The 12573-nt window shown below is 74.8% G+C and carries 10 protein-coding genes; 3 read left to right on the top strand and 7 right to left on the bottom strand.

Annotated features, from left to right (window positions below; all coding sequences use genetic code 11):
- Positions 1–46: 46 nt before the first annotated feature.
- Complete coding sequence (locus tag O2V63_RS04255) at positions 47–1126, top strand: EAL domain-containing protein (RefSeq protein ID WP_269166318.1); 1080 nt, start codon at positions 47–49, stop codon at positions 1124–1126.
- 11 nt (positions 1127–1137) lie between these two features.
- Here O2V63_RS04255 and O2V63_RS04260 read toward each other — a convergent pair whose 3' ends face one another.
- Genes O2V63_RS04260 through O2V63_RS04270 form a run of 3 tightly spaced genes read right to left on the bottom strand, consistent with a single transcriptional unit; the run spans position 1138 to position 3702 of the window.
- Positions 1138–1881 (bottom strand): phosphotransferase, encoded by a 744-nt coding sequence (locus O2V63_RS04260; RefSeq protein ID WP_269166319.1) that lies wholly within the window; start codon positions 1879–1881, stop codon positions 1138–1140.
- Positions 1878–2477 (bottom strand): histidine phosphatase family protein, encoded by a 600-nt coding sequence (locus O2V63_RS04265; protein ID WP_269166320.1) that lies wholly within the window; start codon positions 2475–2477, stop codon positions 1878–1880. The genes O2V63_RS04260 and O2V63_RS04265 overlap by 4 nt, the downstream gene beginning before the upstream one ends.
- Positions 2470–3702, bottom strand: a complete 1233-nt coding sequence (locus O2V63_RS04270; protein ID WP_269166321.1) for an MFS transporter — start codon at positions 3700–3702, stop codon at positions 2470–2472. Before O2V63_RS04270 ends, O2V63_RS04265 begins: the two co-directional genes overlap by 8 nt.
- 218 nt (positions 3703–3920) lie before the next feature.
- On the opposite strand from O2V63_RS04270, the gene O2V63_RS04275 reads away from it, so the two are divergent.
- The gene (locus tag O2V63_RS04275; protein ID WP_269166322.1) at positions 3921–4775 is read left to right on the top strand and encodes an aldo/keto reductase; all 855 of its coding nucleotides are present in this window, start codon (positions 3921–3923) and stop codon (positions 4773–4775) included.
- Between the two features lie 107 nt (positions 4776–4882).
- Positions 4883–6037, top strand: coding sequence for an acyl-CoA dehydrogenase family protein (locus tag O2V63_RS04280; protein WP_269166323.1), 1155 nt, complete (start codon positions 4883–4885; stop codon positions 6035–6037).
- A 90-nt stretch (positions 6038–6127) separates the two neighbouring features.
- Here the strand turns inward: O2V63_RS04280 and O2V63_RS04285 are convergent, their stop codons facing one another.
- The 4 genes from O2V63_RS04285 to O2V63_RS04300 all read right to left on the bottom strand — a co-directional run bounded on the left by O2V63_RS04285 (position 6128) and on the right by O2V63_RS04300 (position 12542).
- Positions 6128–7207 (bottom strand): NAD-dependent epimerase/dehydratase family protein, encoded by a 1080-nt coding sequence (locus O2V63_RS04285; protein WP_269166324.1) that lies wholly within the window; start codon positions 7205–7207, stop codon positions 6128–6130.
- 29 nt (positions 7208–7236) lie between these two features.
- A complete protein-coding gene (locus O2V63_RS04290; RefSeq protein WP_331253825.1) occupies positions 7237–8985 on the bottom strand; it encodes a SpoIIE family protein phosphatase in 1749 nt (582 codons plus the stop codon).
- 95 nt (positions 8986–9080) lie between these two features.
- A complete protein-coding gene (locus tag O2V63_RS04295) occupies positions 9081–9926 on the bottom strand; it encodes an alpha/beta fold hydrolase (protein WP_269166325.1) in 846 nt (281 codons plus the stop codon).
- 30 nt (positions 9927–9956) lie between these two features.
- Entirely contained in the window at positions 9957–12542 is a 2586-nt protein-coding gene (locus O2V63_RS04300) for an EAL domain-containing protein (protein WP_269166326.1), read from the bottom strand.
- Between the last annotated feature and the right edge of the window lie 31 nt (positions 12543–12573).

Genomic DNA, 12573 nt, shown 5'->3' on the forward strand with positions numbered 1-12573 from the left:
CGCGCGCCTGCGTGTTCGTGGGGTCACGGTCGGTCATCCTGCAGCGGTGAACGAGCCTGTGGACGTCGTTCGTCCCTCCTGGGAGACCCCCCAGCGTGCCCGCCGGCTGCTGCTGGCCAGCACGCTCAGCCACGTGCTGCCCAGCATCTCCCGGATCGCCGGCGCGATGGGGCTGCGGATCGGCACCGCCCCGGGCCTGCTGGACATCGTCGACGACGAGGGCGGCCGGCGGATCGACCGGCTGTTCCAGCGGCTGGCCCGGGAGCTCACCGCTGCCGAGACCGAGGCCGTCCGGGTGACCACCGACCCGCCCAGCGACGGGGTCGCCCTGGCCACCCGGCTGCTCACCTCGCCGACTCTCGCCACCGAACTCGCTCGCCGGGGGGTGACCGTGGAGATGGCGCTGCTCACCGACGCCGAGCTCTGGCCGGTCTACCAGCCGATCATGTCCCTCACGACCGGCGGCATGGTCGGCCACGAGGCGCTGCTGCGCGGCCGGGTCGACGGGCGCGAGGTCGGCGGCGGCGACCTGTTCTTCCTCGCCGAGCGGGCCGGCTGGCTGCGCCGGCTGGACCGGGTGGCCCGGGAGGCTGCCATCCGCGGCGCGGCCGGGTGGCTGGGCAGCGCGGACCTCTACGTGAACTCCGATCCGGCGGCGGTGCACCGGCCCTCGGTGTGCCTGGCCAGCACCGAGCGGGCGGTGCACGACAGCGGCATCGACCCCCGGCAGCTGGTGTTCGAGGTCGTCGCCTCGCACGCGGTGATCGACCACGAGCACCTGCTCTCGGTGCTCGAACACCACCGGTCGCTGGGCTGGCGGGTGGCGTTGGACGATGTCGGCGTCGGCTGGTCCAGCCTGGCGCTGGTGAGCGTGGTGCGCCCCGACGTCGTCAAGCTCAGCAAGACCCTCGTCTCCCGGCTGCAGGAACCCGGTGCCCAGGCCATCGCCCGGGCGCTCACCGAGCTGACCCACGTGCAGGGCGGGGTCGTGGTGGCCGAGGGCATCGAGTCCGAGCGGATCGCCGACCAGGCGCGCGCCGTGGGCGCCGACCTGGGTCAGGGCTGGCTGTTCGGCCGCCCGGTGCGCCCCGAGCCCGAGGCCGAACCGGAGCTCGCCTTCGCCTGACGGAGGCCGGTTCAGCCCAGCGCCGCTGCCCAGTCGTCGGTGTGGGCGGCCAGGTGGTCGGCTGTCCGCTGCCAGTACGGCCCGTCCTCGGTCCAGATGCGCGCCCATGGTCGCCTGCCGTTCGCCGCCCCGGAGCGGAGCAGCTCGACCATCGCCGTCACCCGGCGGTGCAGCATCGGCACCAGTGCTGCGCGCCCGGCGTCGTCCAGGCCGTAGCCGTCCACGACCGCACGCAGCCGCGGCAAGGTGGGTGCGAGCGGTCGGTCCGCCCGGAGAGGCACCGCGGTCTGCGCCGCGTAGGCCAGGTCCCACAGCCGCGAGCCGGGTCCGGCGGCGTCCCAGTCGATCAGCGCCCATCCGGCCGGTCGGCGTACCAGGTTCCACGGCGCCGGATCGTGGTGGACGACGAGGTCCTCGCGGTCGGCGGGGATGGCGGTCTGCCACACCGCGTCCGGGGGTGGGGTGAAGTCAGCCGCGGCATCGTGGAACTCGCGCAGCAACCGCCCGACCGCACCCAGGTCCGTGGTGCTCCATCGGGGATCGGGAGAGCCGGCCTCGCCAGAGAGGAACTGCAGCACCTGTCGCCCCTGCTCGTCGCGCCCGAGCGGGCGGGGCGCGGCGTGGAAGCCCACGGCGTGCAGATGCGCCAGCAGGGCGTCGACGGAGTCGGTCCAGGGTCCGGCGGGGCGGCGGACCGTGTCGCCGACTCGCACCACGCCGCTGCTCGCGTTGGTCGGCAGCGGCTCCTCGGTCACGGGCAGCCGGTGTTCCAGCCGGTCAGTGCCTGCCACTCGTGGTCGAACCCGAGCGTGCCGTACCGGCCGGTGGCGAGGGGGAACAGCGCCCCCTGCTCGGGGCCGAAGCCGATCCAGCGGGCGGCCAGGACCCGCAGCACGTGTCCGTGCGCCACGAGTGCCACGTCCCCGTCGGCCAGCAGGGGGCGGGCCTTCTCCAGCACCCGGTCGACCCGTTCCGCCACCTGCGCCAGCGTCTCGCCCGGGGTCTCGCCGGGGACCGTGCCGTCGTGCCACAGCGACCACGAGTGGCCGACCCGCTCGCTGATCTCCGGCGTCGTCAGCCCCTCCCAGCCGCCGTAGTCGACCTCGACGAGGTCCGGCTCCAGCTGGGCGTCGATGCCGTCCTCGAACAGCCCGGCGAGCTCGGCGGTGTGCCGGGCCCGGATCAGCGGGCTGACGAAGGCGTGCGTGATCTCCCGCTGCCCGAGCACCGGGCGCAGCCGCCGGCCGTCGTCCTCGCCGTGCGGCAACAGCGGCAGGTCGGTCAGGCCGGTGTGCTGCCCGCTCGCGCTCCACTCGGTCTGCCCGTGCCGGACGACCACCAGCTCACCCACGACGTTCCTCCCCTGCTGGGACCGGTACCGGTCCCGCCTCGGTTGCTGCCTCGGTCCGGCCACCGGCGGACGCCGTGCCGGCCACGGCCATGACGATCACAGACCCCAGGATGACCAGCAGCGGCGCACTCCAACCACCGCTCGCCTCGTGCACGGCGCCGATCACCAGGGGTCCGGTCGCGGCCACGACGTAACCGCCACCCTGCACCATCGCCGAGAGGCGGCGGTTCTCGGTCAGGTCCCGGGACCGGCGCACGATCGCGATGAAGACCACGGTGATGCCACCGCCCTGGGCGATCCCGGCCAGCGAGCACCACAGGGCCCACAGCGACGGGGCGGTCAGCAGCCCCAGCGGCAGCGCCGCCCAGACGACGGTGACTGCCAGCAGCACCAGGGACGGGCGCTTCCACCAGGCCACCAGGGCGGGCACGGAGAAGGCGCCGACCACGGCGAACACCTGGAACAACGCGGAGCTGGCCCCGGCCGCCGCGCGGGTCATCCCGTTCACGTCGGCCAGCAGGGTGGGCAACCAGGCGGTCGCCCCGTAGTAGCTGAACGCCTGGCCGGCGAAGGCCAGCGTGAGGCCCCAGGCCGCCGGCTGCCGCCAGACCGAGCGGCCGGGCGCGACCGGTGCCGGCGGGGGTGGAGCGGTGCCCGCAGCCTCGGCCGCGGCGGTGCGGGCGACCTGCTGGCGCAGTGCGGCGGTCCAGACGGTGGCGGCGACGACGACGAGGAGCCCCCAGGCGGCCAGCGCCAGCTGCCAGCCGACCAGGTCGGCGAGTGGGGCGGTGAGGGCGGAGGTGAGCGTGGAGCCGATGTTGAGCGCCGCCGTGTAGGCAGCGGTGACCACGTTGGTGGCGCCGGGGAAGTCGCGGCCGATGACGACCGGGACGACGACGTTGCCGACGGTGATGGCGAGGCCGATGACGACGGTGCCCGCGATCGCGGCCGTCGGGCTGCCGAGTGAGCGCAGCAGCGTGCCGGCGAGCACCCCGGCCATCGAGACGACGACCGCGCGGTGCACCCCGGTGCGGGCGATGAGCAGCGACGCCAGCGGGGCGGCCAGCCCGAAGCAGAGCACCGGGATGCTGGTCAGCAGCCCGATCGTGCCGGTGGAGACCCCCAGGTCGGCCCGCATGGCGTCGACCACGGGGGCGATCGCCACCAGCGGTCCGCGCAGGTTCAGTGCGACCAGCACCACCCCGGCCAGCAGGAGGAGCGGCACGGCCGCCGTCCCGGCCCGCCCTCTGGGGCGCGCCAGGCCACCTCGTTGCACCGGTCCACCTTCCACCAGCCGCCGGTGCCGGTCGACGGCGGGGGACGCCGCGTGGCACCGGTCACAGTCGGGTGACTCGGGAAGGGTCGACGACCGGAACTCCTTGTGCACAACGAGTCCCGCCGGCACGGCCGCGGGCACCGGACACCCGATGCGCAGGAGGACCCATGACCACCGCCACCACCCCGCTCACCTTCGACCTCGGCGGGGACCTGACCGTCCACCGCCTCGGCTACGGCGCCATGCAGCTGACCGGCCCAGGCGTCTGGGACCAGCCGGCCGACCGCCCGGGCGCGATCGAGGTCGTGCGGGCCGCGATCGAGGCGGGGGTCGACTTCATCGACACCGCCGACTCCTACGGTCCGCAGGTCAGCGAACAGATCATCGCCGAGGCCGCGTTCCCGTACCCGGACGGGCTGGTCATCGGCACCAAGGCCGGGCTGACCCGGACCGGCCCCGGCGTGTGGCCGATCTGCGGGCGCCCCGAGTACCTCACCCAGCAGGTCGAGCTCTCGCTGCGCAACCTCAAGGTCGACCGGATCGACCTCATCCAGCTGCACCGGATCGACCCGCAGGTGCCGCTGGCGGACCAGCTCGGCGCCTTCGCCGACCTCAAGGAGCAGGGCAAGGTGCGCCACATCGGCGTCTCCGAGGTGTCCGTCGACGAGCTGAAGGCCGCCCGGGAGATCACCGAGATCGTCAGCGTGCAGAACCTGTACAACCTCACGAACCGGCAGTCCCAGGACGTGCTGGAGTACGCCGAGGCCGAGGGCATCGCCTTCATCCCGTGGTTCCCGATCGCCACCGGTGACCTGGCCAAGCCCGACAGCCCGGTCGCGGCCGTGGCGGCGGAGCTCGACGCCACCCCGTCGCAGGTCGCGCTGGCCTGGCTGCTGCAGAAGTCCCCGGTCATCCTGCCGATCCCGGGCACCAAGTCGGTCGACCACCTGACCGAGAACCTCGGCGCGGCCCAGCTCACCCTCTCCGCCGACGAGATGGCCCGCCTGGACGCGCTCGCCTGACGAAGGACCCCGTCCTCCTCACCCCTCGCGCGCTCGGGGTGAGCCTCTGGACGGGGCCGTGGACCCCCGGTCGCGCTGTGCGCGGCCGGGGGTTCAGCATGTCCGGCATGGACGCCGATGTCTTCCGCCAGGTCAGGGACGCCGTTCGCCAGCTGGTGCGGGAGGTGGTGGTGCCCCGTGAGGAGGAGATCGACCTCGACGACCGGATCCCCGACGAGCTGCGCAGCGCCGCCGCGGAGATGGGCCTGTTCGGCTACGCGCTGCCCGAGGAGCACGGCGGTCTCGGCGTCACCATGAGCGAGGACGTCCAGCTGGCCTTCGAGTTCGGCTACACCACGCCGGCGTTCCGGTCGCTGTTCGGCACGAACAACGGCATCGCCGGACAGGTGATCGCCAAGTTCGGCGACGAGGAGCAGCAGAAGACGTACCTGCCCCGGCTGGCGGCGGGTGAGCTGATCGGCTCCTTCGCGCTCACCGAGGCCGAGGCCGGCTCCGACCCGGCCGGGCTGCGCACCACGGCGCGCCGGGACGGCGACGGGTGGGTGATCAGCGGTGGGAAGCGCTACATCACCAATGCGCCGATCGCCGACCTGTTCGTCGTCTTCGCGCGCACCGACCCGGCCGAGCGCGGTGGCCGCGGCATCTCCACCTTCGTGGTGGACGCGACCGCCCCCGGGGTCACCGTCGGCCCGAAGGACAAGAAGATGGGCCAGTCCGGCGCGTGGACCGCCGAGGTCTTCTTCGACGACGCCCGGGTCGACGCCGATGCGCTGATCGGCGAGGAGGGCCGCGGCTACGCCAAGGCGCTGACGGTGCTCTCCCGCGGCCGGCTGCACATCGCGGCGCTGTGCGTGGGGATGGCGCAGCGGGTGCTCGACGAGTCGGTCGCCTACGCCGCCACGGCGAAGCAGGGCGGGGCGCCGATCGGCCGGTTCCAGCTGGTGCAGGCGATGCTCGCCGACATGCACACCGAGCTGCTGGCCGCCCGGAGCATGGTCATCGACGTCGCCGCCCGGTACGACTCCGGCGAGGACACCTCCGTCGGCCCCTCGGCGGCGAAGCTGTTCTGCAGCGAGATGGTCGGCCGGGCCACCGACCGCGCCGTGCAGGTGCACGGCGGGCTGGGCTACCTGCGCACCACCCCGGTCGAGCGCTTCTACCGGGACGCCCGGCTGTACCGGCTCTACGAGGGCACCAGCGAGGTGCAGAAGGTGATCATCGGCAACGCGCTCCTCCGCGCCGCCGGGATGCCGAGGACCTGAACGTCGGCACTCTCGCGCAGTTCCCGCCGCTCTTCCGCTGCTGCAACGGCGGGGGAGCGGCGGGAACGGCGCAGGAGTGACCGGTGGCGGCTAGGCGGGGGTGTGCTCGGGGCCGGTGCCGGGGTGGAGCAGCGGGCCGGTGTGACCCTGGCCCGCGCTCAGTGCGGCCACGAACTCACGCAGCAGGTCGCCCCCGTTCCGCTTGGCGCGCCAGTCCAGCTCGATGCGTGCCCTGGTGGTGTCCAACGGCGGCACCCCCATCCCCAGGTCCAGCCAGCCCGGCTCGATCTGCAGCAGGCGGGCGAGGAAGGCCGCCTGCATGCCGGTGCGCAGCACGACCGCCGGCACCGGCACCCGCCGCGCGCCCAACGCGCCGGCCAGCCCGTCGGCGTCGAAGTTGGGTGGGGCCGTGAGGTTGAACGCGCCCGGTGCCCGGCGGTCGATGATCCGGGAGATCGCGTCGGCGACGTCGTCGGCGTGCACGAACCCGAGGTGGAGGGAGCTGGGCAGCGGCAGGGGGAGCAGCTTGGCCACCGCGCCGGGCAGGGCCCGCGCGGCCGGGAAGAAGACCGGGCCGAGGAAGTACCGGCCGATCTCGCTGGCCGCGTCGGGCTGCAGCACCAGCGTCGGGCGCGTCACCGAGACGGTGACGTCGGGGTGCGCTGCGGCGAAGTCCCGCACGAACTGCTCGCACTGCACCTTCTGCCGGCTGTACTGGGAGCTGGGGACGCCGGTGGTGGGCCAGTCCTCGTCGACCGGGTGGGTCTGCGGGCCGGCGGCGTACGTGCCGATCGAGGACATGTGCACCACGTGCCGGACGCCGGCGGCACCGGCGGCGGCGAGCACCCGGCGGGTGCCCTCGATGTTCACCGCGTGCAGCACGTCGGGCTCCCGGTCCGGGATCAGCGCCCAGGCCAGGTGCACGACGACGTCGACGCCGTCGAGGAACTCGGCCAGCACCGGTTCGCTGTCCGGAGAGCCCAGGTCGGCGCGGAACCACCGCACCCCGGCGTAGGGCTCGGTCTCCGGAGGGCGGCGGCGGGCCAGCCCGCGCACCTCGGCCACGCCGGTGTCGGCGAGGGCGCGCAGCAGCGCCGTCCCCACGTTGCCGCTCGCGCCGGTGATCGCCACGGTCATGCCCGGGAGGAGTCCGCTGTTCAGCTCAGCCATGTCCGGGCGCTACCCGCGCGACCCCGTCGTCACCCGTCGCCGGTCGCGCGGGCCGGCCCGGACGGTCGCGCTCGGTCCTCCGAATGGAGCCGCACCGCGATCAGGGCGACGTCGTCGGAGACGTTCGCCGGCACCAGCCGGGCCAGCAGGGTGTCGCAGAGCTCGTCCACCGGTGCCTGTCCGAGGTCGGCGAGGGCGGTCTGCAGCGCGGCCAGCCCTTCGTCCAGGTCGGCACCGCGCCGTTCGATGAGGCCGTCGGTGTACAGCAGCAGGGTGGCGTCGTCCGGCAGTGCCGCCTCATGACCGGCGCGGACGACGTCGGCCGAGACGCCGAGCATCAGGTCGGGCCGGGTGTCCAGCACCGTGCTCGTGCCGTCGGGGGCCAGCAGCAGCGGCGGGGGGTGGCCGGCGCTGGCCCAGCGCAGCAGGCGTGTCGCGCTGCCCGGCAGGTCGGGCTGCCGCTCGATCCGGGCCAGCAGCGCGGTGGCGAGGGTGCTCACGTCCAGGCCGAGCGCGGTGCGCTCGACCCGGCGCAGGACCGCGGGGAGGTCGCCGCCGTCGTCGTAGGCCAGGGCGCGCATCAGCCCGCGCCACTGGCCCATCGCCGCGGCCGCACGGCTGTCGTGCCCGACGACGTCGCCGATCACCAGGACCGTGGACCCGTCGTGCTGCAGGAACGCGTCGTACCAGTCACCGCCGACCTGGGCGCCGTGCGCGGCCGGCTGGTAGCGGACGGCGACGTGCAGGTGATCGGGTTCCGGTGGCGGGGTGAGCAGCGCCTGCTGGAGCCGGTCGGACAGCGCCCGCTCCTGGGCGGCCTGCTCCTCGAGCCGGCGCAGCTCGGCGGCCTGCTCGGCGGCGGCCCGCCGGTCGGTGAGGTCGCGGAAGGAGACCACGACACCGGTGACGGCGCCGTCCTCGATCGTGGGGACGGCGACCAGCTCGACCGGCACCGGCGTGCCGTCACTGCGCCAGAACACCTCGTCGTCGGCGACCACCGGGACGCCGGTGCGGAGCGCCTGCCAGGTGGGGCACTCCTCGCGCGGGTAGGGGGAGCCGTCGCGGCGGTGGCGGTGGAGGAGGGCGTGCTGCTCACCGCCGAGCTGCTCCTCCCGGCTGTGCCCGGTGATCCGGATGGCCGCGGGGTTGACGAACTCGACCCGGCCGTCGGTGTCCAGCCCGTAGATGCCGTCGGCGGTGTTGGCCAGCACCTTCTCCGACAGCTCGAGCGCCCGGGACAGCTGTGCCTCGACCGTGCGGAGGTGGGCGAGGTCGGCGGAGCGGGCCGCGTCCAGCCGGCGCAGCGCCTCGGCCTCCTCCTGCGCGGCGGTGGCCTGGGCGGCGGTGCGGGCGGCGGCCAGCCGGTCGGTGACGTCCGTGCCGTTGGGCAGGAGGAAGGCGGCCCCGGTGGCCTGGTCGCGGACCAGCTGCAGGGTCAGGTCCAGCGTGCGTTCGCTGCCGTCGGCCTGGAACCAGGGGGTCTGCGCGCGCACCGGGGCGCCGCCGGCAGCCACCTCGGCGCACCAGGCGCGGATCCGGTCGGCCACCGCAGCACTCCCGCTCCACCAGCCGGTGGCCCAGAACGGCCGACCGACCTCCTCGGCCGGGGTCAGGCCACTGCCCTCGAACGCCTGCCGGTTGGCGGCGAGCAGGGTGCCGTCGGTGCGGCAGATCGCGAGCAGGGCGAGGCTCGTGTCGTCCAGGGCGTGGAACCAGGCCGGCGCGCCGCCGACGGCGACAGCGCCGTCGGCCGGTGGGCTGGGCTGGGGGATGTCGATGACGGGCTCCTGGTTCGGGTGGGGGGTGCGCCTGTCGGCTGGTGCTCGGGACGAGCATGCCGGGGCCCACCGACGAACGGTGCGGACGGGGCCGGTCAGCGGCGCAGCCCCCCGGCCGTGCGCACGTGCGCGGTGACGAGCTCCGCGGTCCGCTCGGCGGCGAGTTCGGGGATCCAGTGGCCGACGTCCTCGAGCACCTCCAGTGCGTACGGGGCGGCGACGAACGCGGCGCTCGCCTCGGTCGCGGTCCGGCCCAGGAAGGGGTCCCGGGCACCCCAGAGGTGCAGGGTGGGCACTCGCACCGTGCCCACCGGTGCACCGCCGGGGAGCGGCAGCGCCCGGTACCAGTTCAACGCGGCGGTCAGCGCGCCGGGCTCGCGCATCCGCTCCACGTAGCGGTCCACCAGCTCGGCCGGCAGCCCGCCCTGGCCGAGCGTCCGGCGCAGCACCGCGCCGCGGCCGGCCAGCAGCACCGCCTCCGGGACGGCGGGCAGCTGGAAGAAGCCGACGTAGGCCGACCGCACCCCCTGGTCGCTGTGGCCCAGCGCCTGGCTCATCGCCGCGGGGTGCGGCACGGACAGGGCGGTCAGCGTGCGCACCCGCCAGGGGTGCCAGGCCGCCAGCGCCCACGCCGCGATCCCACCCCAGTCGTGGCCGACGACGTGCGCGCTGGGCAGGCCCGCGGCGTCCAGCATCGCCAGGACGTCGTCGACGACCGTCCGCAGCCGGTAGGCCGAACGCCCGCTCGGCCGGGCACCGGGGGAGTACCCGCGCTGGTCCGGGGCGAGCGTGCGCAGCCCGGCCGAGTGCAGGGCCGGGCTCAGCCGGTCGAAGGCGCCGGCGTCCTGCGGGAACCCGTGCAGCAGGACGACGGGCTCGCCGTCCGCCGGCCCGGAGTCGCGGACGTCGAAGACGAGATCGCCGTGGCGGAAGGTGTCCATGCCCGGCTCACTGCCCGCCAGGCGCCTTGCTCACGCAGCGGGGACGGTGGCCGGCGCCGGCCTCTGTCCGGGCAGCACGTGCGAGAAGACCGACGTCGGTTCCCCGGCCTGGTCCCGGACCACCGAGACGCGCACCAGCACCGGCACCTCGGTGCCGTCGGCGTGCCGGAAGCGGGTGGAGAGCTCGGTGACGCCGATGAACTCGGTGAACAGCCCACCGACCGCCGCCTGGCCGTCGGCCGGGGTCAGGTCCTGGACGCGGCGAGCGGCGAGCGCCTCGGTCGTGGTCCCCAGCAGCGCCGCGAACGCCTTGTTCACCCGGACCAGCGAGCCGTCCATCCGGGTCAGGGTCATGCCGATCGGGGCGTCGTCGAAAGCGTGCCGGAACATCAGCTCGCTGTCGGCCAGGTCGCGCCGCGCCTCGACCGTGGCGGTCACGTCCCGGGAGACCGAGAGCACCTCCCGCACCGTGCCGTCGTCGGCGGCCAGCCGCCGGGTGTCGCTCTCCAGCCAGCGGACGCCGCCGTCCCGGTGCAGCACCCGGTGCACCCCGAGGCCGACGCTGTACCGGGCGGCGAGCTCCCGGTCCGTGCGGGCCCGCGCCAGGTCGTCGGGGTGGACGAACTCGGTGACGGACCTGCCGACCAGCTCCTGCGGCAGCCAGCCGAGGATCGGCCCGCTGCTGGCCGAGGCATAGGTGATGACCCGCTCCGGGGTGGTCACCAGGACCAGTTCGTCGTTGCCGCCCAGCGGCAGCACGGCGTCGGTGGCCAGCGGTTCGGCCAGGGTGCGGGAGGTGAGCAGTCCGGCGAGCCGGGGCGAGGCCGGCTCGGGGCGGCCGAACAGCCAGCCCTGCGCCGAGTCGCAGCCCATCGACACCAGCTGCTGTGCCTGCTCGGCGGTCTCGACGCCCTCGGCGCAGACCCGGCGGCCCAGGCTGTGCGCCGCCTCGATGACCAGCCGGACCAGCACCGCGTCGGCGGTGTCGCTGGCGACCCGCTCGATGAACGAGCGGTCGATCTTGACCAGGTGGACCGGCAGGGCGCGCAGCAGCGTCAGCGCGGAGTGCCCGGCGCCGAAGTCGTCCAGGGCCAGTCGCACGCCCAGGTCGCGCACCTGGCTCAGCCGCGCCGCGGTGGCGGTGAGGTCGGTGATCGCCGCGGTCTCGGTGATCTCCAGGCACAGCCGGTCCGGGGCCAGCCCGCTGTCGGCCAGCGCCCGGGTCACGTCGTCGATGAAGCCCCGCTGCGCCAGCTGCACCGGGGAGACGTTGACGGCCACGGTCGGGGGCACCCCGGAGGGGCCGGCAGGCCAGCCCGCGGCCTCCCGGCACGCCGTCTGCAGCACCCAGCGCCCGAGGTCGACGACCAGGCCGGTCCGCTCGGCGAGCGGGATGAACTGGTCGGGGGCGACCCTGCCCAGCTCGTCGTCCTCCCAGCGGGCCAGCGCCTCCACCCCGGTCACCTGGCCGGAGGGCAGCGTGACGACCGGCTGGTAGTGCAGGGAGAGCGAGCGCGACTCGATGGCCAGCCGCAGCCGCCGCTCCATCCGGTGCCGGGCGCGCACCGCGTCGGTGGTCTCGGCGTCCTCCAGCAGTGCGGTGTCGAAGTGGGCCACCCGGCCCCGGCCCAGCGACTTCGCCCGGAACATCGCCAGGTCGGCCCGGTGCAGCAGCTCGTCCGGCGAGCGCACCTCCATCGAGCAGCTGGCCACCCCGACGCTCGCCCCGAGGCTGGCCAGCTGTTCGGCGTCCCGGTGGGCACCGCGGGGGAGGACGACGAACGGCGCCGCCGCGGTCAGCACGATCCGCTCCGCCAGCGCGGTGCTCTGTGCGGTGGTCAGCGCCGTCGTCAGCAGGGCGAACTCGTCGCCGCTGAGCCGGACCACCAGGTCCTCGCTGCGGGCGACGGTGCGCAGCCGCTGCGCGAACTCGGTCAGCACGTCGTCCCCGGCCGCGTGGCCGAGATGGTCGTTGACGTCCTTGAACCGGTCCAGGTCGATGACGAACAGCACGGCGGAGGACCCCGGGCAGACCGCCTGCCGCAGCCGCTCGAGCAGGAACAGCCGGTTCGGCAGCCCGGTGAGGGGGTCGTGCAGGGCCTGGTGGGCGTACTCCTGGGCGAGCTGTTCGAAGACGGCGGTCACCGGGGCGACGCCCAGCCGGCCGTCGGGCCAGGAGACCAGCACGCCGTCGAGCAGGTCCTCGCCACCGGAGCGCCGGTGGATGACGGCCGCAGCCGCACGGGCGACGGGGCAGTCGGCGGGGTACCGCAGCGTCTCCGGTGGTGCGGCGTCCCGCACCCGGCGGCGCTGCTGCAGCAGGCGGCCGTAGCCCAGCCGGCCGGTCATGGACAGCTCGAACCACGATCGGCTGACCAGCACCGGGTCGCCGGGCCCGTCGACGACGACCCAGCGGAGGGTGGCGTCGCGCCGGAACAGCGCGTCGACCGAGGCCATCGTGGCGCCACCGGGCACCCGGTGGACGGGCTGCGCGAGCTCGCGGAGGGTGCCGCCGGCGTCGGTGCGCGCCAGGTCGGCGGAGAGCGCGACCTGGAGTGCTCCGTCGGGGAGGGCGACGTCGGCGAGTGCGGCGGTCGCCGTCGCGGTGCTGCTCATCCGTGCTGGTCCTCTCGGGTCGCCTGCCATG

It is taken from the genome of Modestobacter sp. VKM Ac-2977 (assembly GCF_026968045.1).
Taxonomy (GTDB): Bacteria; Actinomycetota; Actinomycetes; order Mycobacteriales; family Geodermatophilaceae; genus Modestobacter.

Bases quoted from the DNA above. Each gene is read 5' to 3' on its own strand.
- O2V63_RS04280 (WP_269166323.1), top strand. From the start codon at position 4,883: ATGGACGCCGATGTCTTCCGCCAGGTCAGGGACGCCGTTCGCCAGCTG.
- O2V63_RS04275 (WP_269166322.1), top strand. From the start codon at position 3,921: ATGACCACCGCCACCACCCCGCTCACCTTCGACCTCGGCGGGGACCTG.
- O2V63_RS04295 (WP_269166325.1), bottom strand. From the start codon at position 9,926: ATGGACACCTTCCGCCACGGCGATCTCGTCTTCGACGTCCGCGACTCC.
- O2V63_RS04285 (WP_269166324.1), bottom strand. From the start codon at position 7,207: ATGGCTGAGCTGAACAGCGGACTCCTCCCGGGCATGACCGTGGCGATC.
- O2V63_RS04300 (WP_269166326.1), bottom strand. From the start codon at position 12,542: ATGAGCAGCACCGCGACGGCGACCGCCGCACTCGCCGACGTCGCCCTC.